The 22,245-nt window shown below is 70.7% G+C and carries 20 protein-coding genes and 1 tRNA gene; 6 read left to right on the top strand and 15 right to left on the bottom strand.

What is annotated here, in order from left to right; all coding sequences use genetic code 11:
- Positions 1–5 precede the first annotated feature (5 nt).
- The 4 genes from J5V96_RS10955 to J5V96_RS10940 all read left to right on the top strand — a co-directional run bounded on the left by J5V96_RS10955 (position 6) and on the right by J5V96_RS10940 (position 1,225).
- Positions 6–81 (top strand) — tRNA-His (locus tag J5V96_RS10955).
- Positions 82–99: 18 nt separating this feature from the next.
- Positions 100–450: a metallopeptidase family protein gene (locus J5V96_RS10950; protein WP_208503721.1), complete on the top strand. Its 351-nt coding sequence runs from the start codon at positions 100–102 to the stop codon at positions 448–450.
- On the top strand, positions 450–749 hold the full coding sequence (gene clpS, locus J5V96_RS10945; RefSeq protein ID WP_208503719.1) for an ATP-dependent Clp protease adapter ClpS: 300 nt from the start codon (positions 450–452) through the stop codon (positions 747–749). Before J5V96_RS10950 ends, clpS begins: the two co-directional genes overlap by 1 nt.
- Positions 746–1,225 (top strand): DUF2017 family protein, encoded by a 480-nt coding sequence (locus J5V96_RS10940; protein WP_208503718.1) that lies wholly within the window; start codon positions 746–748, stop codon positions 1,223–1,225. Before clpS ends, J5V96_RS10940 begins: the two co-directional genes overlap by 4 nt.
- Here the strand turns inward: J5V96_RS10940 and J5V96_RS10935 are convergent.
- Genes J5V96_RS10935 through J5V96_RS10880 form a run of 12 tightly spaced genes read right to left on the bottom strand, consistent with a single transcriptional unit; the run spans position 1,222 to position 13,950 of the window.
- Positions 1,222–1,812, bottom strand: a complete 591-nt coding sequence (locus J5V96_RS10935; protein ID WP_208503716.1) for a nucleoside/nucleotide kinase family protein — start codon at positions 1,810–1,812, stop codon at positions 1,222–1,224. The genes J5V96_RS10940 and J5V96_RS10935 overlap by 4 nt on opposite strands.
- Entirely contained in the window at positions 1,796–2,116 is a 321-nt protein-coding gene (locus tag J5V96_RS10930; RefSeq protein ID WP_208503714.1) for a hypothetical protein, read from the bottom strand. The genes J5V96_RS10935 and J5V96_RS10930 overlap by 17 nt, the downstream gene beginning before the upstream one ends.
- Positions 2,117–2,163: 47 nt before the next feature.
- Complete coding sequence (dinB, locus tag J5V96_RS10925; RefSeq protein ID WP_208503712.1) at positions 2,164–3,423, bottom strand: DNA polymerase IV; 1,260 nt, start codon at positions 3,421–3,423, stop codon at positions 2,164–2,166.
- Between the two features lie 46 nt (positions 3,424–3,469).
- Positions 3,470–4,630, bottom strand: a complete 1,161-nt coding sequence (locus tag J5V96_RS10920) for a glycoside hydrolase family 3 N-terminal domain-containing protein (protein ID WP_208503710.1) — start codon at positions 4,628–4,630, stop codon at positions 3,470–3,472.
- A 30-nt stretch (positions 4,631–4,660) separates the two neighbouring features.
- On the bottom strand, positions 4,661–6,184 hold the full coding sequence (gene gatB, locus J5V96_RS10915; RefSeq protein WP_208503708.1) for an Asp-tRNA(Asn)/Glu-tRNA(Gln) amidotransferase subunit GatB: 1,524 nt from the start codon (positions 6,182–6,184) through the stop codon (positions 4,661–4,663).
- Positions 6,184–7,698: an Asp-tRNA(Asn)/Glu-tRNA(Gln) amidotransferase subunit GatA gene (gatA, locus tag J5V96_RS10910; protein WP_208503706.1), complete on the bottom strand. Its 1,515-nt coding sequence runs from the start codon at positions 7,696–7,698 to the stop codon at positions 6,184–6,186. The genes gatB and gatA overlap by 1 nt, the downstream gene beginning before the upstream one ends.
- Positions 7,695–7,994, bottom strand: a complete 300-nt coding sequence (gatC, locus tag J5V96_RS10905; RefSeq protein WP_208503704.1) for an Asp-tRNA(Asn)/Glu-tRNA(Gln) amidotransferase subunit GatC — start codon at positions 7,992–7,994, stop codon at positions 7,695–7,697. The genes gatA and gatC overlap by 4 nt, the downstream gene beginning before the upstream one ends.
- A 44-nt stretch (positions 7,995–8,038) precedes the next feature.
- The gene (locus tag J5V96_RS10900; protein WP_208503702.1) at positions 8,039–9,601 is read right to left on the bottom strand and encodes a glycosyltransferase family 39 protein; all 1,563 of its coding nucleotides are present in this window, start codon (positions 9,599–9,601) and stop codon (positions 8,039–8,041) included.
- Between the two features lie 13 nt (positions 9,602–9,614).
- Positions 9,615–10,865: a DUF6716 putative glycosyltransferase gene (locus J5V96_RS10895; RefSeq protein WP_208503699.1), complete on the bottom strand. Its 1,251-nt coding sequence runs from the start codon at positions 10,863–10,865 to the stop codon at positions 9,615–9,617.
- A 3-nt stretch (positions 10,866–10,868) separates the two neighbouring features.
- Positions 10,869–11,741, bottom strand: coding sequence for an N-acetylneuraminate synthase family protein (locus tag J5V96_RS10890; protein WP_208503698.1), 873 nt, complete (start codon positions 11,739–11,741; stop codon positions 10,869–10,871).
- Positions 11,738–12,982, bottom strand: coding sequence for an acylneuraminate cytidylyltransferase (locus J5V96_RS10885; protein ID WP_208503697.1), 1,245 nt, complete (start codon positions 12,980–12,982; stop codon positions 11,738–11,740). Before J5V96_RS10885 ends, J5V96_RS10890 begins: the two co-directional genes overlap by 4 nt.
- Positions 12,979–13,950: a hypothetical protein gene (locus tag J5V96_RS10880; RefSeq protein ID WP_208503696.1), complete on the bottom strand. Its 972-nt coding sequence runs from the start codon at positions 13,948–13,950 to the stop codon at positions 12,979–12,981. The genes J5V96_RS10885 and J5V96_RS10880 overlap by 4 nt, the downstream gene beginning before the upstream one ends.
- Positions 13,951–14,069: 119 nt before the next feature.
- On the opposite strand from J5V96_RS10880, the gene J5V96_RS10875 reads away from it, so the two are divergent.
- Together J5V96_RS10875 and J5V96_RS10870 are read left to right on the top strand one after the other, a co-directional pair.
- A complete protein-coding gene (locus J5V96_RS10875; protein ID WP_208503693.1) occupies positions 14,070–15,773 on the top strand; it encodes a long-chain-fatty-acid--CoA ligase in 1,704 nt (567 codons plus the stop codon).
- 72 nt (positions 15,774–15,845) lie between these two features.
- Complete coding sequence (locus tag J5V96_RS10870) at positions 15,846–17,696, top strand: DEAD/DEAH box helicase (RefSeq protein WP_208504212.1); 1,851 nt, start codon at positions 15,846–15,848, stop codon at positions 17,694–17,696.
- 64 nt (positions 17,697–17,760) lie between these two features.
- On the opposite strand, the gene J5V96_RS10865 is transcribed toward J5V96_RS10870, so the two are convergent.
- From J5V96_RS10865 to mnmA, 3 genes are read right to left on the bottom strand one after another with little or no spacing between them, the layout of a single operon-like run.
- Positions 17,761–18,747: an aldo/keto reductase gene (locus tag J5V96_RS10865; protein ID WP_208503692.1), complete on the bottom strand. Its 987-nt coding sequence runs from the start codon at positions 18,745–18,747 to the stop codon at positions 17,761–17,763.
- A 10-nt stretch (positions 18,748–18,757) separates the two neighbouring features.
- Positions 18,758–21,082, bottom strand: coding sequence for an NAD-dependent DNA ligase LigA (gene ligA / locus J5V96_RS10860; protein ID WP_307793592.1), 2,325 nt, complete (start codon positions 21,080–21,082; stop codon positions 18,758–18,760).
- 37 nt (positions 21,083–21,119) lie between these two features.
- The gene (gene mnmA / locus J5V96_RS10855) at positions 21,120–22,223 is read right to left on the bottom strand and encodes a tRNA 2-thiouridine(34) synthase MnmA (protein ID WP_208503689.1); all 1,104 of its coding nucleotides are present in this window, start codon (positions 22,221–22,223) and stop codon (positions 21,120–21,122) included.
- Positions 22,224–22,245 lie beyond the last annotated feature (22 nt).

The raw sequence follows: 22,245 nt of genomic DNA, 5'->3' as shown, positions 1-22,245 counted from the left end.
ACATGGTGGCTGTAGCTCAGCTGGTAGAGCACCGCGTTGTGGTCGCGGGGGTCGCGGGTTCAAGCCCCGTCAGCCACCCCACTCACCTGGGATGATCCCATGATCGATTTCGATGCAGAGGCCTTCGAGCGCCTCGTGATCGACGAGCTCGATCGGCTTCCTGACGACATGGTCGACGGACTCGACAACATCGTGTTCGTTGTCGAAGATCGCCCCGAGGACGGATCGCTCGATCTCCTCGGCCTGTACGACGGTCTGGCCCTCACGGAGCGCGACCGCTACGGCATGGGCGAACTGCCCGACCGGATCATCGTTTATCGCGAGCCCCACCTCGCCCAGTGCGAGACGGAGGACGAGCTGCGCGACGAGATCCACACCACCCTGGTTCACGAGATCGCGCACTTCTACGGAATCGACGACGAGCGCCTGCACGAGCTGGGGTGGGCATGATGAGCATCGCGTCGCCCGATCTCGACCGCGACATCCGCCTGGACGAGGCCGCGGCCGCCGACGTCCCCTGGCAGACGGTGGTCTGGAACGACCCCGTCAACCTCATGAGCTATGTGGTGCGGGTCTTCCGTCAGTACTTCGGGTACAGCCTGGACAGGGCCACGCAGCTGATGCTGGCGGTGCACCACGACGGTCACGCGATCGTGGCCGAGGGCCCGCGCGAGCAGATGGAACTGCATGCGCAGGCGATGCACGACTACGGCCTGTGGGCCACCGTCCGGAAGGCTCCGGCGGCATGAGCGATGTGGTCGTCACACTCACCCGAATCGAGATCGCGCACCTGGCCGACCTGATCACGCAGTTCGCCGATCTGGTCGACGGCGCGCCCTCCTCGCAGGATCCGGCGATCGAGCGTCTCACCCCCGACGTGTACCCGGATGATGCGGAGGCGTCGCGTGATTTCCGCGCGGTCACACGTTCCGACCTGCTGCGCCGCCGCGCCGCCGATGCGCAACTGGTGCGGGCGGACCTCCCCCACGCCGCCGCGTCCGAAGACGACGACCCGTTCGAGGAGATGACCATCACCCTCGATCCGGAGCACCTCGAAGCCTGGTTACGTGTACTCGCCGCCCTGCGCCTGGTCGTCGCCACCCGTCTCGGCATCGTGACGGAAGACGATGACCGCGACCCCGGCGATGCCCGCTTCGGCATCTACGACTGGCTCGGCTTCCGCCTGGAGACCCTTGTGCAGGCAGCCGACGAGGCGGGCCTCTAGGGCAGCTCGAACACGAGGTCCGCCACGGCTCGAGGATCGTGCTCGTCGATGTGAGCGACCTCTTGCGCCGCCCACCGCTCCCAGTGCGGGGCATACGTGTCGCCGTCACGCTCGAGTGCTCGCCTGCGTCGCGACTCCTCCGGCGCGTCGATCCACACCGTGAGGTCCGCGAGCGCGGCGGCGGATGGGGTGAGCGCCCCCGCGCCCTCCACGATGAGCGCTCGCTCCGGATCGACCACGTGCGCTTCGTCGAATGCGAGCGCACGCCAGTCGAAGCGCCGCCACCGACCCTCGATGCGGGCGCGATGAGGAATGAGCAGCCACTCGCGCGTGAGACGCGTGGCCTCTGCGAGCCCGTCCCAGCCCGGGTAGAAGGAGTCGAGTGCGACCAGCTGCGGCTCCTCCCCCGACCGCGGCCACTCCGCGACGAGGCGTCGGGCCAGCGTGGTCTTCCCGCTGCCGCTGCGACCGTCGATCACCACAACAGGAGCCGCCCCCTCGAGCCGCGCAGCGGCGTCAGAGATCTCCGCGAAAGCCCCGTCGAGCGCCGTCGTGAGGGCCTCCGGTGCGCTACTTCTTGAGGGCACGGATGATGCGTGACAGCGCGTGACCGGTCACCCACACAAACGGGATCGCGACCGCCACCAGAGAGATGAGGTTCGGCTCGAACATCAGCGAGTCACCTCGACGCACGTAGGCGCCGAGCGGGGCCGAGAAGCCACCGCCACCGCCACCGCCGTTGCCCTGCTCGTCCGAGCCGCCGCCGAAGCCGCTCCAGGTGGCGGCGACGGGCACGATCCGCACGCCGTCGACGTCCTGCTGCTCGCCGTAGGCGTTGTGGACGCCGAGGCCCGCCGAGATCTTGCCGAGTTCCAGTGCGATGTTGGGCATGTGCCCCACGCTACCGGGGCGTCGTGCGGAGAGCGAGGGGCATGGGATCACTCGGAGTCGGCGGGCGGCCTCGGATGCGACGGAAGATGATGACGATCCTCACGGCCGAGGAAGGTCGCCCGGGTGACCGCCCCGCGTCCGAACCGCGCGAGAGTCGCATCGAGGGTGCCCTCGAGCTTCTTCCAGTCCTCGTCTTCGTCCCAGAGCGCGACACCGCCCGATCCGGCCGGCCGCAGTCTCTCTGCGCGCACGCCGATGAGGCGCACCGGCAGACGCCGATCCACCCCGGCGAACATCTCCCGCGCGGCGTCGCCGAGGCGCTGGCCGACGGCCGACGGCTCGGCCAGCGTGAGGGTGCGGGTGATCGTCGAGAAATCGGAGAAGCGCACCTTGATGGCCACGCCGGCCGCCTCGACGCCCGCCCTGCGCAGACGAACGGCCACGCGGTCGGCGAGACGCAGCAGCTCGGCCCTCAGCACGTCGACGTCGTCGACGTCGGTGTCGAACGTCTCCTCGTGACCGATCGACTTCTCGATCCGGGTGGTCTGGACCTCGCGCGCATCGAAACCGCGGGCGAGCTGCGCGAGACGCTGTGCACCGGCCGGACCGATGACGCGTTCGAGCACCTCCACCGGGGTCTCTCGCACGTCGCGGATGGTGCGGATCGCGCGCGACTCGAGAAGCTCGGCGGCCTTCGGCCCGATACCCCAGATCGCCCGCACGGGCTTCGGGTCGAGGAACTCCTGTGTGCGGGGCCCGGGCACGATCAGCAGCCCGTCCGGCTTCGCCATCGTCGAGGCCATCTTGGCCACGTGCTTGGTAGCTGCCACGCCCACGCTCGCCGTGATGCCCACCTCGGCCAGGATCTTCTCGCGGATCATCCGTGCGATCTGTCCCGGACTGCCCCAGAGCCGGCGCGCGCCCCGGACGTCGAGGAACGCCTCGTCGATCGAGAGCGGCTCGACGAGCGGGGTGAAGCTGCGGAACACGTCCATGACCTGCGCTGACACCGACTGGTACCGCTCGAAATGAGGCAGCACCACGATGGCATGCGGACACAGCCGCAGAGCCTGTCCCATCGGCATCGCCGAGCGCACCCCGTAGCGACGCGCCTCGTACGACGCGCTGGATACGACGGAACGGCCGTCGGGCGCACCGATCACCACCGCCTTGCCGCGCAGGGACGGATCGTCGAGCTCCTCGACCGACGCGTAGAACGCGTCCATGTCGACATGGAGGATGCCGGTGTCGGTGTCGTCCGCATCAGCGGACGACACGATGCGCCCCGATCCGTCCGCTCGTCCCATGTCTCCATTGTCTCCGGCACCGCCGACATCGCGGTCCGCGACGGGCTCAGTCCTCGAAGACGGGATCGTCGAGGAGACCCGATGCCAGCACTCGCAGCGTCACGACCCGAGTCGCCGCCTCCTCCAGCCGGGCGGGTTCGACCTCGGATGCGATGCCCGCGGCCATCGCCCGTGCCGTGGCCACATCCGATCCGGCGACCATCAGTGCCAGATCTGCGCCCGCGGAGATCGCCATCACGGCGTTGCGCACCGGATCGGCGTACTTCCGTTCCCCCGATGCCAGCAGCATCCCGAGGTCGTCCGTGACGGCGACACCCTCGAACCCGAGCTCGTCGCGCAGGATGTCGTACCACTCCGGAGAGAGGGAGGCCGGCTCCTCCGATACGTCGGTGAAGCGCAGGTGGCCGCTCATCACAAGCTCCGCCCCCGAGTCGATGCCCGCCGCGAACGGCGGAGCATGACTCGCCCGCCACTCGTCGAGACCCATGTCGGTCTGCGGGATCGTGTGGTGGGAGTCGCCCGCGGCGGCGCCATGGCCGGGAAAGTGCTTGAGGGTCGAGAGCACGTGGTGTCGCTCGCCTTCCACCGCCGCCGCGACGCGCTCCGCGGCCGACGTCGCGTCCGCTCCGAGAGTGCGCGAGCGGATGAACCCGCTGGTCGCGGTGCCGACATCCGCGACGATCCCGAAGTTCACATCGACGCCGCCGCGCTCGAGCAGCCGGCCACGCGCCTCGAACGCGGCCTCGGTCTTCGCGGGTGGCAGTGCCTGCAGTGCGGCGCCCGCCGGCCCGTCGTCCCATCGAAGGCGGGAGACGATCCCGCCCTCCTGATCGGTGGCGAGCAGCGGCGGCAGCGCGTCCGCGTCCCCATGCATCGCGTTCGTGAGCGCGCGCAGCGCGGGCTCCGATGGCGGCACGTTCGAGCCCATCAAGATGAACCCGCCGAGCCCGCCGTCGTGGAGATAGGAGGCGAGCGTGCTCGGGTCCGTCCCCGCGGTCGACCCCATCACCACCGTGGCGGCCCGCTCCTCGATCGACAGGTCGTCGACGATCTCCTCGGCGAGAGCGGCAGCGACCTCCCCTCGGGTCGCGGGGGCCGCTTCGGCCGTCGCGGACGCGGTCGCTCCCTGCGGCGCACCCAGGACGAGGACGAGGCCGGCCAGCGCGGCTGCGAGCCACGCGGACCGGCCTCGGCCGGACAACGACATCACGCCTGCGGGGCGCGCTCCAGACGTCGTCTACGCTCCTTCCGCACCGGCGCGCTCCAGCACGAGTTCGCGCACGCGAGCGGCATCGGCCTGACCCTTCATGGCCTTCATGACCGCGCCGATGACCGCGCCCGCCGCCTGGACCTTGCCGTCCTTGATCTTCGCCAGCACGTCGGGCTGGGCGGCCAGCGCGTCGTCGATGGCGGCGATGAGCGCGCCGTCGTCGGAGACGACGGCCAGGCCGCGGGCGTCCACGACCTCCTGCGGCGTGCCTTCGCCCGCGATGACGCCCTCGAGCACCTGACGGGCGAGCTTGTCATTGAGCGTGCCGGCATCGACGAGCTTCTGCAGGTCGGCGACCTGCTGCGGCGTGACGAGCTCGGCAGCCTCGCGGCCCTCGGCGTTGGCGATGCGTGAGATCTCGCCCGTCCACCACTTGCGCGCCGCCGTCGGCGTGGCACCTGCCGCGATGGTCGCCTCGACCTCGTTGAGCAGTCCCGCGTTCACAACCCCCTGGAAGTCGATGTCGCCGAAGCCCCAGTCCGCCTTCAGCCGGCGACGACGTGCGACCGGCTGCTCAGGCAGCGCAGCGCGCAGCTCCTCGATCAGCTCGAGGCTCGGCTGCACGGGCAGCAGGTCGGGCTCCGGGAAGTAGCGGTAGTCGTCGGCGTCGGACTTCGGGCGCCCGGGCGAGGTCTCGCCGGTGTCCTCGTGCCAGTGACGCGTCTCCTGCGTGATCGTGCCACCGTCGGCCAGGATGGCCGCCTGGCGCTGGATCTCGTAGCGTACGGCGCGCTCGACGGATCGCATCGAGTTGACGTTCTTCGTCTCCGTGCGCGTGCCGAGCTTCTCGGCGCCGCGCGGGCGGAGCGAGACGTTCGCATCGCAGCGCAGGTTGCCCCGCTCCATACGGGCCTCGGAGATGCCGAGCGAGATCGCGATGTCGCGGATGGTGGCGAGGTACGCCTTGGCCACCTCGGGCGCGCGGCCCTCGGTGCCGAAGATCGGCTTCGTGACGATCTCGACGAGCGGCACGCCGGCGCGGTTGTAGTCGACGAGCGAGTACTCGGCGCCCTGGATACGGCCGGTGGAGCCGCCGACGTGCGTGAGCTTGCCCGCGTCCTCCTCCATGTGCGCGCGCTCGATCGGGATCGTGATGATCTCGCCGTCGGACAACTCGATCTCGACGGATCCCTCGAAGGCGATCGGCTCGTCGTACTGGCTGATCTGGTAGTTCTTGCCGAGGTCCGGGTAGAAGTAGTTCTTCCGCGCGAAGCGGCTCGAGGGCGCGATCGAGCAGTTCAGCGCGAGACCCAGGCTGATCGACGAGCGGATCGCCTCGGCGTTCACCGTCGGCATCGAGCCGGGCAGGCCCATGTCGACCGGAGCGACGAGCATGTTGGGCTCGGCGTCGTGGTTCGCCGAGTTGGCCGGGTTGGCCGCCGACGAGAACATCTTCGTCTTGGTGTTGAGCTCGACGTGGACCTCGAGACCGATCACGGGCTCGAACAGCTCGAGCGCCTTGTCGAAGTCCATCAGCTTGGCGCCGGCCATCAGCGGGCCCCACCCTTCAGCTCGGGGGCGCGGTCCAGCAGGAGACCGCCCCACTCGTCGACGAACAGCGCCTCGAGCGCTGCTCCTACCCGGTACAGGCGCGCGTCCTCACGGGCGGGGGCCAGGAACTGGATGCCCACCGGCAGGCCGTCCTCGGGCGCGAGACCCACGGGCAGCGAGATGCCGGGCACACCCGCGAGGTTCGCCGGGATCGTCGTGAGGTCGTTGAGGTACATCGACAGCGGATCGTCGATCTTCTCCCCCAGCTTGAAGGCGGTGGTCGGCGCCGTCGGCGTCGCGATGACATCCACCTGCGCGAACGCCTGGTCGAAGTCGCGCTGGATCAGCGTGCGCACCTTCTGCGCGGAGCCGTAGTACGCGTCGTAGTAGCCCGCCGACAGCGCGTAGGTGCCCAGGATGATGCGGCGCTTGACCTCGGGACCGAAACCCGCGTCGCGCGTCGCCGACATCACGTCCTCGACCGTGCCGCCGGGCACGTCGAGTCGCATGCCGAACCGCACCGAGTCGAACTTCGCGAGGTTGCTCGATGCCTCCGCCGGGAGGATCAGGTAGTAGGCGGCGACCGCGTACTCGAAGTGCGGGGCGCTGATCTCGACGATCTCCGCTCCCTGCGCCTCCATCTTCGCGAGCGAGTCGCGGAACGCGGCGGCGACGCCGGGCTGGAAGTCGCTGTCCGGCAGCTCCTTGACGACGCCCACCTTCAGGCCCTTGAGCACATCACCGCGCGCGCCCTCACGGGCGGCGTCGGCGAACGACGGCCACGCGTCGGGGATCGACGTGGCGTCGTGGATGTCGTGACCGGCGATGACGTCGTGCAGCAGGCCCGAGTCGAGCACCGTGCGCGTGACGGGACCCACCTGATCGAGGCTGGAGGCCAGCGCGATCGCTCCGTAGCGGCTGACGCCGCCGTAGGTCGGCTTGACGCCGACCGTGCCGGTCACGTGCGCGGGCTGACGGATGGATCCGCCGGTGTCCGAGCCGAGGGCGAGCGGCGCCTCGAACGCGGCGACGGCCGCGGCCGATCCGCCACCCGAGCCGCCGGGGATGCGGTCGAGGTCCCACGGGTTGCGCGTGGGACCGTAGGCCGAGTGCTCGGTCGACGAGCCCATGGCGAACTCGTCCATGTTCGTCTTGCCGAGGGGCACGAGACCCGCGGCGCGCGAGCGCGCGACGACCGTGGCGTCGAAGGGCGACATGTAGCCCTCGAGGATCTTGGAGCCCGAGGTGGAGGGCATGTCGGTGGTGACGAGCACGTCCTTGATCGCCAGCGGGACGCCGGCCACGGGGCCCAGGTCCTCGCGAGCCGCGCGACGGCGGTCGATCTCGGCCGCCGCGTCGAGGGCGCGGTCGGAGACGTGCAGGAAGGCGTGGACGTCGCCGTCCACGGCCGCGATGCGGTCGAGGTGGGCCCGCGTGGCCTCGACGCTCGAGATCTCGCGCGAGGCGAGCTTGTCGGCGAGGTCAGCCGCGCTCAGGCGCGTGATGTCGGTCACTGCTCTTCTCCCAGGATCGCGGTCACGCGGAAGCGCGACCCATCGGCGTCGGGCGCATTCTGCAGCGCCTGGGCCGTCGTGAGCGTCTCCGTCACCTCGTCGGGGCGGAACACGTTCTGCATCGGGATCGGGTGGCTCGTCGCCGGCACGTCCGGGGTGGCGACCTGCGCGACCTTCGCGATGTTGTCGACGATGGCGTCGAGCTCGGAGGTCAGACGGGTCACCTCCTCGTCGCTCAGCTGGATCCGGGCGAGCACACCGAGATGGCGCACGAGATCAGGGGTGATTTCAGACACCCGTCAATCCTACGTGCGGCCGCCGGGTCGCACTCACGGCCGGGTCACCCGGCACGTTCCCAGACCGAGACGCGCACACCGCTGATCTCGTCGAGCACCCGCTCTCGGAAGCCGGCTGCGACGAGTGTCCTGCGGAAGACTCCCACCTCGCGTTCCCCCACCCAGATGCGCTCGATCTCCGCGAGATCCGACGGCGTCGGCAGCGCGACCTCGTCGACGAACGTGCTCAGCTCCACGTGGGAACGGCGAAGGGCGACGTCCACCATCCCCTCGAACGCAGCGGGGTACGCGGACAGGGCCGCGCGCGGCTGCACGGAACCGGAGCCGCCCGGGTCCAGCAGGAAGGCTTCGCCTTCCGAACCATGGCGCTCGAAGAACTGCGCGATGGCACGCAGATCCAGCTCCTGCTTCGCGGTCGCGGCCCGTGTGCTCACGAGGAACGACACCGAGGCAAGACAGAGGACGAGCGCGACGGCGATCGCCAGCCGCAGATCCGGATAGCGCACGGTCAGGCGCGTCCACGCGGTTCCGCACAGGATGGCCACCGCGGGCGCGCACACGGTGAGGTACCGCGGCGCGAACAGCGGCAATCCGGCTGCGGTCGCCGCGAGCAGGCCGATCGGGAGGAGCGTGGCCCACAGCACGAGTCCGGCGCACACGCGGCTCCGCACGCCGCCTCCGCGGACGCGCGCCAGGGCCAGCGCCGCGATCAGCCCGGTCACGAGGACGGCGACGACGGGCGCGTCGCCGAACATCGGATCGACGAGGATGCTCGCGGCGTCGAGCTGCTCGCGCGCGATCCAGGAAACCTGGCCGCGCTGTCCCGCGAGCACCACCACCAGCGGCAGCGCGCCCACTCCCGGCGCGAGGGTGCCGGTCAGACGGCGGACCCGAGCCGCTGCCGGATCGCGCGCACGATCGATGACGACGGCGAAGGCAGGCAGCACGGCGGCCGAGAACACGAACGTCCAGACGGCCAGCGAACCGAGCACGACATAGCCGAGCCACGCCGTTCCGCGTGCGACCGTCGCCGACGCGGTGTGCACCGCCCGCAGGAGAAGCAGCAGCGCGATCAGAAGGAGGGCGGTGGCGATCGCGTAGGAGCGCGCCTCAGCCGACTGCAGCGCCACGCGCGGAAGGAGCAGGAAGACCAGCGCGGACGCGAGGGCGGCGTGCACGCCCGCCCCCAGGCGCAGCGCGACCCGGTGAACCGCGCTCGTCGCGACCGCGGTGGCGATGACCGACGGCAGGCGGGTTGCGAGCTCCGACTCGCCGAACGCGCCGATCCACACGTGCATAAACGCGGCGTACACGGCATGGACGGCGTCCCGGTTCTGGATGAAGCGCGCGAACTCGACCGTGTCGAGTCGCGCCAGCTGGAGCGTGGCGGCCTCGTCGAACCAGTAGGAGGGCACCCATGCCGCAGGCAGGTGCACGGCCATGGCGAGCACGAACAGCGATCCGGCCGGGTGCGCAACGCTCCAGAGGCACACCGCCCGCAGAAGCCGCGCCGCCCGCGCCGCTCGCCCCCGCCTGCGCGGCTCGCCCGGTCCGCCCGGCCGCTCGCCGTCCGAGCCGGGCCCGACTCCCGGCGCGAGGAGGTTCATGCCGCCGCGAGGATCAGCGCGCCGCGTCGGAAGCCGCGGCACGCACCCTGCGCGTCACCCGCCGCGCCGTGCGCACGGCAGCGCGCGCCGGCACTCCCACCACGAGGGCGAGGGCACCGGCCAGCGAGCGGTCGTGGTCGCCGAGCGCGCGCTTTCGGTGCCATGCCTCGCGCAGGGCTCCGCCACCGCGCGGCAGCGGGTCACGCCGCGGAAGGCTGCCTTCGCGCCGTCGACGCACCAGCCCCATCAGCACGTCCGCCCAGTCGTCCTGGGAGGGGTCGTGGAAGTAGTTGTCGGCGAGCCACTCCGCGTCGGGGGTCCGGAAGCGGCGCGCGATCACATCGTCTTCGTCGCCGAAGAGACCGCTGCCTACGAAGACGGTGTTGATGAGCCGTGCGCTCACGCCGAACGCATCCAGCGCGATCACCGGCACCCCCTGCGTCACCGCTTCGATCGCGGCGGTGGAGCTCACGGTCACCAGCCCCTGCGCCGTCTGCAGCGCGCGCCCCATCGGATCGGTCGCGACGACGAGGTTCGGGGGGACGGATCCGAGGCGCGCGAGCAGCTCGGGGTACGGCAGATCCTCGTGATGGGTCTGCTGCTCGCCGGCGAGTCCGCGCAGCTTCAGCACGACCCGCCGGGACGGATCTGCCTGGGCGGCGCGCACCAGCATGCGTGCGATCCGCGTGCGATCGCCTTCGCTGCGCGGCACCTTCGCCTGTGCCGCGAACACCAGGTCGGTGCGAGCCGCGCCCTCTGCAGGATCCGCCCGAGCCACCTGGGCGAACGGCAGAGTGCTGAGCGCGAGGCGGTGGTCCCACCCGTGCTTCGCGGCGAGAGCCCCGAATTCCCGCAGTTCGCGCGTCGAGTGCAGGATCATCAGATCCGCCTGATGGCGGCGGTCGAGCGCCAGCCGGGTGGCGGGGATCGAGATGCCCGGGAGGCCCGACACCAGCACGGGACGCGGCTCGACCCGGGCGACGGCCTCCATCAGCAGCCGCGCCAGGGGGCCGGTCGCCGCGACGAGCACGGCGTCCGGACGCATCCTGCGCACCTCCTCCGCGACGCGCGCGAAATGGATGCGCGTCACGTCACCGGGTGTGAACGGCGTGCCGTCGACCGCCGCGCGCAGCTGGGACGTGCTCACGGCGAGCGCCCCCTGGACCGCGCGCAGGTGGGTCTCCCACCCCGAGGGGGCGCGGCCCAGCAGGGCCGCCGCCCACTTGAGGTAGGAGTCCGACTCGGCGAGTCCGAGGATCCGCACGGATCAGGCCTGGACGCGTCGCAGCTTCGCCTGCGGCGCGAGCTCACCCTCGTAGACGCGCTTCACACCGTCACCGAGGGCCTCCTCGATCACGCGGATGTCACGCACGAGGTGCTCGAAACCGGTGGGCTCGAGCGAGGCCGCGTGGTCGGAACCCCACATCGTGCGGTCGAGCGTGATGTGGCGCTCCACGGCCACGGCTCCGAGGGCGACAGCCGCAGCGGAGATCTGCAGCCCCCGCTCGTGACCCGAGTACCCCACCGGCACCCCCGGAAAACGGGCCTGCAGCGTGTTGATCATCCGCAGGTTGGCCTCGCCCGGCTCCATCGGATACGTCGACGTCGCGTGCATCAGGATGAGGTTCTCGGTGCCGACCTCCGCCACCGCGCGGTCGATCTGCTCGATCGTCGACATGCCGGTCGACAGGATGATCGGCTTCCCCGTCTCACGCAGCGCGGCGAGCATCTCGAGGTCCGTGATCGAGGCCGACGCGACCTTGTGGGCCACCACGCGCAGATTCTCGAGGAATTCCACGGAGGGCACGTCCCACGGCGAGGCGAACCAGTGCAGCCCCCGCATCGTGGCGTAGTCACCCACCTCGATGTACTGCTCGCGCGAGAACTCCACCCGGTAGCGATACTCGAGGTAGGTCATCGTCCCCCACGGGGTCTCCCGCGGCACGTCGCGCATGTGCTCCGGGGTCGCGATCTCGGGAGTGCGCTTCTGGAACTTCACGGCGTCGGCACCCGCGTCGGCGGCGACGTCGATGAGGCGCTTGGCGATCTCGACGTCGCCGTTGTGGTTGAGCCCGATCTCCGCGATGACGTACGTGGGCTGGCCCGGGCCGACCTTCCGCGATCCGATCTCGATGGTCATGACTGCCTCCTGGTGTTGCTGGTGTCGAGGGATGTCGCGGCGGCCGAGGCGGCCGACGCGGGGACGATCTGAGGGGTGGCGGCGCGTGCCGCCAGAACACGACGCGCGAGGTCGCGGACCGCGCCGTCGCCGCCGCGGCGCTCGAGCACAACCCGGGCACGGGCGCGCACCTCCGCGTGCGCCTCGGGCACCACCACGGGCCAGCCGACGATGTCGAGGCACCCGAGGTCGTTCACGTCATTGCCGACGTAGGCGATCCGATCCAGAGCGAGCCCGTTAACGGTCGCCCACTCGCGCAGCACGGCGGCTTTGTCCTCGACTCCCTGGCGCACCTCCACGCGCAGCTTGCGCGCGCGAGCCGCGACGACCGGATCCGTCTCGGTCGACAGGATCAGGACGGGCACTCCCGCTTCGCGGAGGAGCCCCACGCCCATGCCGTCGGCGCGGCTGACGCGCACGCTCTCGAGGCCGTCGGACCGGAGGATGGCCGTGTCGTCGGTGTGCACGCCGTCGAAGTCGGTGACCACCGCGTCCACATCGATCGCCCCCGCGACATCGATCAGCGGGGCGAGAGCGCGCGCGGCGTCCAGCTCGGATCGCGAATCGATCTCGATCGCGCCGAGCTCCGGCACCTCCACCGCGTCGATGCGTCCGAAGAACCGGTGTCGCGCGCGGCGGAATCCCGCGGTGTCGAACACGTAGAACGCCCCGGTCTCCTGGTGATGCGGCTCGCGATCCTGGCGGCGGGGACGATGGGCCTCGTGATGCCCGAGGCCGCGCATGCCATCGGCCGTGCGCTCCCAGAGGAAGCCATAGGTCGGCACGGCGGAGAACACACTGTCAGCCGCCGAGGCCATCACCCGGCGCACCGCTTCGGCGAGAGCGCTGCTGTCGATGAAGGGCGACGTCGCCTGGAGGAACGCCGTCGCGCGGGGCCGCACGCCGTCGGCTTCGAGCGCATCGAGCGCGTGCAGCACGGCCGCTTCGCTGGAGGCGGTGTCGCCCGCGATCTCGGCCGGACGCCGGATCACCCGCGCACCGGCGCTGAGGGCGAGCGCGGCGATCTCGTCGTCGTCGGTGGAGACGACGACCATGTCGATTCCGCGCGCGGCACGCGCGGCGTTCACCGCCCGGACGACGAGCGGCACGCCACCCACCGGCAGCACGTTCTTGCGCGGCACTCCCTTGGATCCGCCCCGTGCCGGGATGACGGCGACGCAGGCGGCGGTCTGGTCGGTCATGCCCCGACGCGGTTCCCGCTGAGGCCGGCCACGGGGCCGGGGGTCGCACCGAATGCGCGGAGCGTGACCGATCCGGATGCCTCCGGGAGGCGCCGCAGGGTGCTCCCCGTTCCTGCGAGCACCAGCGGAAGCGTGACCTGCGTGCTCGGCGAGAGGGTGACGATGTCGAGATCGGCGGTCCCGGCGAGCACCAGCTCGGCGGGCAGGTCCGTGCGTCGCACGGTCACCCCCCGGAGCTCCGCGACGGCGCGCAGCTGCTCCAGCGACTCCCGGCGGTGCGGCAGGTAGGTCACCTCGCCGTCGGAGGCGGCTCGGGCCACCCAGGCGAGGTAGTCCGCGCGGAGCATGCGCCCATCTGTGGGCAGTGCGCTTCCGAGCACGACGCGACCCCGCAGATCCGTGTCCCGAGCGTGCGCACGCGTCCACTCGAAGGCGTGAGCGCCGACGGACACCCCGCGATCGGCGAGAGCCGCCACGCGCGACGCGCCGAGGTCGAACGCCGTGTACAGCGCGACACCGCCCTCGCGCGCGGTGCGGCCGATGTGGTCGAGCGCCAGCGGAGCGACGCGGGTGCTGAGGCCGTGCTCCGCCACTCCGGGCCGACGATAGGGCGCACGCCCCGTGAGCGCATCGGCGAAGGGGATGGCGTGAGCGCCGTCATCCAGGAACGTCATCTCCCGCGGGCGCAGCACCGACGCCGCCATCCGGAACTGCCCGGAGAACCCGTCGCCGATCAGCCACCGACGGTTCGCGGCGAGCCGACGCCAGGGGATGCCGAGCCATTCGCTGAGCTCTGCGAACATCGCTCCCCGGCGACGCAGCTCGAGCAGGGTCTGCACCATCTGCGGCGTCGAGCGGATCGCCACGGGCACGGAGCGCCGGTGCGCCCACGCCCACTCCGCTGCCCCCACGAGCTGGAGCGGAGACTCGGCCCAGACGAGCGGCGGTTCCGGCGTATCGGTCGGCATGCATCGACCATCCGCCTGAGCGGTGAACGATCATCCGCTCCCGGGTGAACCCCTGCGACGCCGCCGGTGAACGTTCGGTGCTCCTCGCCGCGACCGGGGCGCCCGCCTAGGCTGAGATCGTGACCGAGTACGTGCCTCCGCGCCCCTGGATCGCCAGCTACGCCGCCGGCGTCCCCGCCGACCTCGACGAGATCACCGGCTCGCTGCCCGACCTCGTCGCCGCGTCGGGCCGCGAGTTCGCCGATGCACCGGCCCTGCAGTTCTTCGGCCGCACCACCAGCTACGCCGACCTGAATGCCGCGATCGAGCGCGTGGCCGCAGGACTCCACGCGCGCGGCGTGCGCAAGGGCGATCCGGTTGCGATCGTCCTGCCCAACTGCCCGCAGCACATCATCGCCTTCTACGCGATCCTGCGACTGGGCGCCGTGGCGGTCGAGCACAACCCGCTGTACACCCCGCGAGAGCTGCGCAAGCAGTTCGAGGACCACGGCGCGAAGCACGCGATCGTGTGGAGCAAGGTCGTCAAGCAGGTGCAGGAGTTCCCTGCCGACCTGGCGGTGAAGACGCTCGTCTCGGTCGACGTCACCCGCGCGATGCCGCTGACGATGCGCGCGATGCTGCGACTGCCGATCGCGAAGGCCCGCGAGTCGCGCGCTCAGCTCACCGAGAAGGTGCACGGCGCGACGCCCTGGGAGGAGCTTCTCGCGCACGCTCCCCTCCCCGCCGCGCATCCCGGCCCCGTCACGGACGATCTCGCGATCATCCAGTACACGTCGGGAACCACCGGCACGCCGAAGGGCGCCGCGCTGACGCACCGCAATCTGCTCGCGAACGCGGCACAGGCGCGCGCGTGGGTTCCGACGATCCGCCGCGGCCGGGGCACCAATGTGTACGCCGTGCTCCCGATGTTCCACGCGTACGGCCTCACGCTCTGTCTCACCTTCGCCATGTCGATGGGCGCACGCCTTGTGCTGTTCCCGAAGTTCGATCCCGACATGGTGCTCGATGCCGTCAAGAAGGCGCCCGCGACCTTCCTCCCGCTCGTTCCGCCGATCGCCGAGCGTCTGCTCAAGCGCGCGCAGGAGCGCGGCGTGTCGCTCGTGGGCACCGAGATCGCCATCTCGGGCGCCATGGCGCTCTCGGCCGACCTGGTCGAGCCGTTCGAGGCAGAGTCGCACGGCTTCCTCGTCGAGGGCTACGGCCTCAGCGAGTGCTCCCCCGTGCTCATGGCGAACCCGGTCGCCGCGCACCGCGTCGCCGGAAGCGTCGGGCTGCCGCTGCCGGGCACCGAGTGCCGAGTGGTCGACCCCGATGACCCGACGCGCGATGTCGAGCCGGGCGGCCGCGGCGAGCTGCTGGTGCGCGGCCCACAGGTGTTCGGCGGCTACTACGGCAAGCCCGAGGAGACCGAGGCCGTGTTCGTCAACGGATGGTTCCGCACCGGCGACATCGTCACGATCGACGAGCACGGCTTCGTGCGGATCGTCGACCGGATCAAGGAGCTCATCATCACGGGCGGCTTCAACGTCGCACCGACCGAGGTCGAGAACGTGCTGCGCCAGCACGAGGACGTGCGCGATGCCGCCGTCGTGGGACTTCCGAGCGAGCACAGCGGCGAGGAGGTCGTCGCGGCGGTTGTGGTCGAGCCCGGCCGCGACCTCGACGTCGAGGCCCTGCGAACGTATGCCCGGAGCATCCTCACCCCGTACAAGGTGCCGCGTCGGGTGTTCGTCGTCGACGAGCTCCCCACGTCGATGATCGGCAAGGTCCTGCGCCGGCAGGTGAAGGAGCGGATCGTCGCCCTCACCTCCAACGAGGGCTGACGTCGCCGACGCACCCGAGTGCGGGCAGGAGCCAGGCGTTTCCACATGCTCGAGCGGTAGCGTTGACAGGTGATTGACGAGCAGGATGCCCCGAACGAGACCGACGCCCCCGAGACCCCCGGATTCGAGGAGCTCGGGATCACCGGCTCGGTGCTCGCCGCGATCCGCGATCTCGGCTACGAGACGCCGTCCCCGATCCAGCAGGCGACCATCCCGACGCTCCTGAGCGGTCGCGATGTCGTAGGCATGGCCCAGACCGGCACCGGCAAAACCGCCGCGTTCGCCCTGCCCATCCTCGAGCGGCTCGACGTGGCCCGCGCGGTGCCCCAGGCCCTCGTGCTCGCCCCCACGCGCGAACTCGCCCTCCAGGTCGCCGAGGCGTTCGAGTCGTACGCCGCGCAGATGCCCGGAGTGCACCTCCTTCCGGTCTACGGCGGCCAGGGCTACGGTGTCCAGCTGTCCGCGCTGCGCCGCGGCGTGCACATCGTCGTCGGCACCCCGGGCCGTGTGATGGATCACCTCGCCAAGGGCACCCTCGACCTGTCGGAGCTCGAGTACCTCGTGCTCGACGAGGCCGACGAGATGCTCAAGATGGGGTTCGCCGAGGACGTCGAGCAGATCCTGTCCCAGACTCCCGAGGACAAGCAGGTCGCCCTCTTCTCGGCGACGATGCCGCCGCAGATCCGCCGCATCGCGCAGCAGTACCTGCGCGACCCGGAGGAGATCTCGGTCAAGTCGAAGACCTCGACGAACGCCAACATCACGCAGCGCTACCTTGTGGTCTCGTACCAGCAGAAGGTCGATGCGCTCACGCGCATCCTCGAGGTCGAGAACTTCGACGGCATGATCGTCTTCGTCCGCACGAAGAACGAGACCGAGGCCCTCGCCGAGAAGCTGCGAGCCCGCGGCTATTCGGCCGCCGCCATCAATGGCGACATCCCGCAGAACCTGCGCGAGCGCACCGTCAACCAGCTCAAGGAGTCGAAGCTCGACATCCTGGTCGCGACCGACGTCGCCGCCCGCGGCATCGACGTGCCCCGGATCAGTCACGTGGTGAACTTCGACATCCCCACCGACACCGAGTCGTACGTGCACCGCATCGGCCGCACGGGTCGCGCGGGCCGCACGGGTGATGCGATCAGCTTCATCACGCCGCGCGAGCGCTACCTGCTCGCGCACATCGAGCGCGCCACGCGTCAGCAGCCCGCGCAGATGCAGCTGCCGACCGCCGAGGACGTGAACACCACGCGTCTCGCCCGCTTCGACGACGCCATCACCACGGCACTCGAGGACACCGCGCGCCTCGACGAGTACCGCGACATCATCGCCCACTACGTGCGCAACCACGATGTGCCGGAGGCCGACGTGGCCGCGGCGCTCGCGATCGTCGCGCAGGGCGACAAGCCGCTTCTCATCGACACCGAGCAGGACACGCTGGCCGCCGCCGTCGCGGCGGACAACCGCCCGCCGCGCGAGCGTCAGGCGCGCGAGCGTCGTGACCGCGACGGTGAGGAGCGCGCCCCGCGCCGCAGCCGTGGCGACTTCCAGGCGTATCGCATCGAAGTGGGCCGCCGCCAGCGCGTCGAGCCCCGCCAGATCGTCGGCGCTCTCGCCAACGAGGGGGGCCTGCGACGGGACGACTTCGGCGCGATCAACATCCGCCCGGACTTCTCGATCGTCGAGCTGCCCGCGAATCTCGATCAGAGCGTGCTGGAGCGCCTTCGCGACACGCGCATCTCGGGCCAGCTCATCAACATCCGCCCGGACCGCGGCGCCCCTGCACGCCGTTCGTACGGTGACCGCGACGGAGGCCGCTCGTACGGCGGTGACCGCGGTGGCCGGTCGCACGGCGACCGCCCCTATGGCAGCGACCGTCGCTCGGACGACCGCCCGGAGCGCAAGCCGCGACACCGCAACGACTGACGCCTGACACGGGAAACGCCCGCCGGATCATCCGGCGGGCGTTTCCCGTTGTGCGCTCAGGCTCTCACCAGCGGCCGTGCACCTGAGCCCGGATGCGCTCGTCGTACAGGTCGCGCACGGCGTCGAGGAACTCCTGCGGCAGCGGCTCGACGGCGCCCGCCGCCGCGTTCTTCCGCGCGTGCTCCGGCGTGCGCGCACCCGGGATCACCGACGAGACGCCGGGCAGCTGCGCGATCCACGCGAGCGCCGCCGTCGCGGGCTCGAGACCGATCTCCCGAGCGAGCTCAGCGAATCGCTGGGCGGCGTCGACTCCGGTCTCGTAGTCGACGCCGGAGAAGGTCTCGCCGACGTCGAAGGCCGAGCCGTCGCGGTTGAAGTTGCGGTGGTCGTTCTCGGCGAAGACCGTCTCGCGCGTGAAGCGTCCGCTGAGCAGGCCGCTCGCGAGCGGAACGCGCGCGATGATCCCCACCCCGGCGGCCTCGGCGGCCGGGAGGACCTCGTCCAGGGGCTTGCGGCGGAACGCGTTCAGGATGATCTGCACGCTCGCGACGCCCGGACGTGCGATCGCCCGCAGAGCCTCGTCGGCGGTCTCGACGCTCACGCCGTAGTTCTTGATCGCTCCCTCGGAGACGAGCGTGTCCAGGTCGTCGAAGACCCGGTCGCTGTCGTACACCTCGCTCGACGGGCAGTGGAGCTGCACGAGGTCGAGCGCGTCGACGGCGAGGTTCTTGCGCGAGCGGTCGGTCCACGCGCGGAAGTTCTCGAGCGTTGCGTTCTCGAGCTCGGGTCCGACGCGGCGGATCATCTTGGTCGCGACGAAGACGTCTGCGTCGGGATTCGCTTGGCGCCACTGCGCGATCGTCTGCTCGCTGAGGCCGTCACCGTAGACGTCAGCGGTGTCGAAGAAGGTGACGCCGGCGTCGTAGGCGGCGTCGAGCACCGTCAGCGACGTGGTGGGGTCGACATCGCCCCAGCTGCCGCCGAGCTGCCAGGTGCCGAGACCGATGACCGAGACGTCGCGTCCGGTGCGTCCGAGAGTGCGCTGTTCCATGCTCACGAGCCTATTGGGCCTCGACGGGCGGAAGCGCCGACGGGCCCTCGGTCACCAGCAGGTGGAACTGCGCCGCGTCGATGATCCGCACGCCGAGCGCTTCGGCTTTGGCGAGCTTCGAACCGGCTCCGGGGCCGGCCGCGACGAAGTCGGTCTTCTTGCTGACGCTCGAAGCCGCCTTGCCGCCCGCCTTCATGATGGCCTCCTGGGCGCCCTCTCGGCTGTAGCCCTCGAGACTGCCCGTGGCGACCACGGTCAGCCCCTCGAGCACTCCACCGGCCTCGACGGCGGCGCCCGGGCCCGCGTGTCCGGGCGTTGCGAACCGGACGCCGGCCGCCGTCCAGCGCTCGATGATCTCGCGGTGCCAATCGACCTCGAACCAGTCGAGCAGGGAGTCGGCGATGATGCCGCCGACGCCCTCGACGGCCGCGAGCTCTTCCCGGGAGGCGGCTCGGATGGCGTCGAGCGAACCGAAGTACGCCGCCAGCGCTCGCGCGGCGACGGGGCCGACGTGGCGGATGTTCAAGGACACAAGCAGGCGCCACAGGTCCTTCGTCTTCGCCTTCTCCAGCTCCTCGAGCAGCTTGAGGGCCTGCGCCGACGGCTGCGCCGCGTTTCTGCCCTCCTTCTTCTCGGCCGCAGAGGCGTTGCGCCGGAAGGGCGCGCGACGCACGAAGTCGCCGGTCTTCTCGTCGACGCGACGCTCTCCCGTCTCGGCGTCGCGCACAACGACCTCGATCGGCACGATCTGCTCGAGCGTCAGGTCGAACAGGCCCGCCTCGGTGTGCAATGGCGGCTCTGCCGGCGAGTCCGGCTGCGTGAGCGCGGCAGCGGTCACCTCGCCGAGCGCCTCGATATCGAGCGCACCACGCGAGCCGATGTGCTCCACACGGCCGCGCACCTGCGCGGGGCAGTCCTTCGCATTGGGACAGCGCAGGTCGATGTCGCCCTCCTTCATGGGGCGAAGCGGCGTTCCGCACTCCGGGCAGTCGGCCGGCATAACGAACGCGCGCTCGGTGCCGTCGCGACGATCGACCACCGGGCCGAGCACCTCAGGGATCACGTCGCCCGCCTTGCGCAGCACGATGGTGTCGCCGATCAGCACGCCCTTGGCCTTCACAACCTCCTGGTTGTGCAGCGTCGCCTGCCGCACGACGCTGCCCGCGACAAGCGCGGGCTCCATCACCGCGTACGGGGTCGCGCGCCCCGTGCGACCGACCGACACCACCACGTCGAGCAGTCGCGTGTGCACCTCCTCGGGCGGGTACTTGTACGCGATGGCCCAGCGCGGGGCGCGGCTCGTTGTGCCGAGCTCATCGTGCAGGGCGAGCTCGTCGACCTTCACGACGATGCCGTCGAGCTCGTGCTCGATCGAGTGGCGATGCGCGCCGAAGTACTCGACGAAGGCGACCACCTCGTCGATGGAGGCACAGACCTTCGGATGCGGGCTCACCGGCAGCCCCCACTCTGCGAAGAGTGCGTACACCTCACTCTGCGAAGCCACCGGCGGGTTCGGCCATGCTCCGAGTCCATGCACGTACAGACGCAGTGAATCGACGCGTGCGAGGCCCGCCTCGAGCTCGAGCCCGGACTTCTTGTCGAGCTGTTGACGCAGACCGCCGCTGGCGGCGTTGCGAGGGTTCGCGAACGCGGGGAACCGGCGCGCCGCCGAACGCTGCGCCTTCTCCTCCTCGATGCCCCGCCCGCGCGCCTCGGCGACCACCCGATCGCGCAGCTCCGCCTGCAGGGCGTTGAGCTTCTCGAACGAGGCGACCGGGATGAAGACCTCGCCGCGCACCTCGACGATCTCCGGATGACCGGATCCGGAGAGCCGTTCGGGGATGTCGGCGAGTCGCAGTGCGTTCTCGGTGACGATCTCCCCCACCCGGCCGTCGCCGCGCGTCGCCGCCGACGTGAGCACCCCGTTCTCGTATCGGAGGTTGATGGCGAGGCCGTCGATCTTCACCTCGGTGAGCCACGCGACCGAGCGGCCCGCCGCATCCTGTGTCTTGGCGGCCCATTCGCGCAGCTCGTCGAGGGAGAACACGTTGTCAAGCGAGAGCATGCGCTCGGCGTGCTCGATCGTGGCGAGCCCCGTGCCCTCGGCCGCGCCGACCATCTGCGTCGGCGAGTCCTGGCCGGCCAGCTCGGGGTGCGCGCGCTCGATCGCCTCCAGACGACGCATCCACGCGTCGTAAGTCGCATCGTCCACGAGCGAGGTGTCCCGCCCGTAGTAGGCGTCCTTCGCTTCCAGGATGCGATCGGTCAGCTGCTGCGCCTCGGCGCGCGCCTCATCGAGTGTCAGGTCCGGCAGGTCATGAGCGTCGTCAGCCACCTCCTCAGTCTAGGAAGAGCCTCCGACATTCCGAGCGCTAGACGTGCGCCGGCACCGCCGATATCGTTCGGTCGATCGTGCACTGGCCGAGCACACGCGTGCCCGTGTAGATGACCGCGGTCTGGCCGGGCGCGACGCCGTGCAGCGCGTCGTCCGGTGTCACGACGAGCTCGCCGTGGCGCACCATGGCCTCGGCCGGAACGGGATCCGCGTGCGCCCTCACCTGGACGTCCACGCGGAAGGGCGTGAACGGATCCGTCGGAGCGGCTCCCGCCCAGGAGAATCGGGCACCGGCGAGCTGGCCGATCGCGAGCGCCTCCTTCGGGCCGACGACGACCGTGTTGGTCACCGGCCGCACCTCGAGCACGAACCGCGGCTTGCCGTCCGGCGCCGGCACGCCGAGGCGCAGACCCTTGCGCTGTCCGACCGTGAACGCGTGCGCGCCATCATGCGACCCGACGACCGCGCCGGAGCGGTCGAGGATCTCGCCCTGCTCGGAGCCGACCTTCTCGGCGAGCCAGCCGCGCGTGTCGCCATCGGGGATGAAGCAGATGTCGTAGCTGTCGGGTTTGGTGGCGACGGTGAAACCGCGCGACTCGGCCTCGGCGCGGATCAGCGCCTTCGAGGGCGTCTCCCCGAGCGGGAAGTACGTGTGCGCCAGCTGGTCGGCGGTGAGCACGCCCAGCACGTACGACTGATCCTTCGCCTCCTCGCTCGAGCGGTGCAGCTCGAGGCCGCCCTCGCCCTCGCGCAGAATCGCGTAGTGGCCGGTGCACACGGCGTCGAAGCCCAGCTCGAGCGCGCGCTCCAGCAGCGCCGCGAACTTGATCTTCTCGTTGCAGCGCATGCAGGGATTCGGGGTACGCCCTGCCTGGTATTCGGCCACGAAGTCGTCGATGACGTCGTCGCGGAATCGCTCCGAGAAGTCCCACACGTAGAAGGGGATTCCCAGCTTGTCGGCGACCCGCCGCGCGTCCATGGCGTCCTCGATGGTGCAGCAGCCGCGACTGCCGGTGCGCAGGGTGCCACCCGCCCGCGACAGCGCCAGGTGCACTCCGACCACGTCGTGTCCCGCGTCCACCGCACGGGCCGCGGCGACCGCAGAGTCCACTCCGCCGCTCATCGCCGCCAGGATCCGCATCGTCCCATTTTAGGTTCCCGCG

This window comes from Microbacterium stercoris, from assembly GCF_017592545.1.
Classification (GTDB): Bacteria; Actinomycetota; Actinomycetes; order Actinomycetales; family Microbacteriaceae; genus Microbacterium; species Microbacterium stercoris.
Note: the sequence above shows the minus strand (reverse complement) of the source record. Positions and strands in the feature narration are given on the sequence as shown.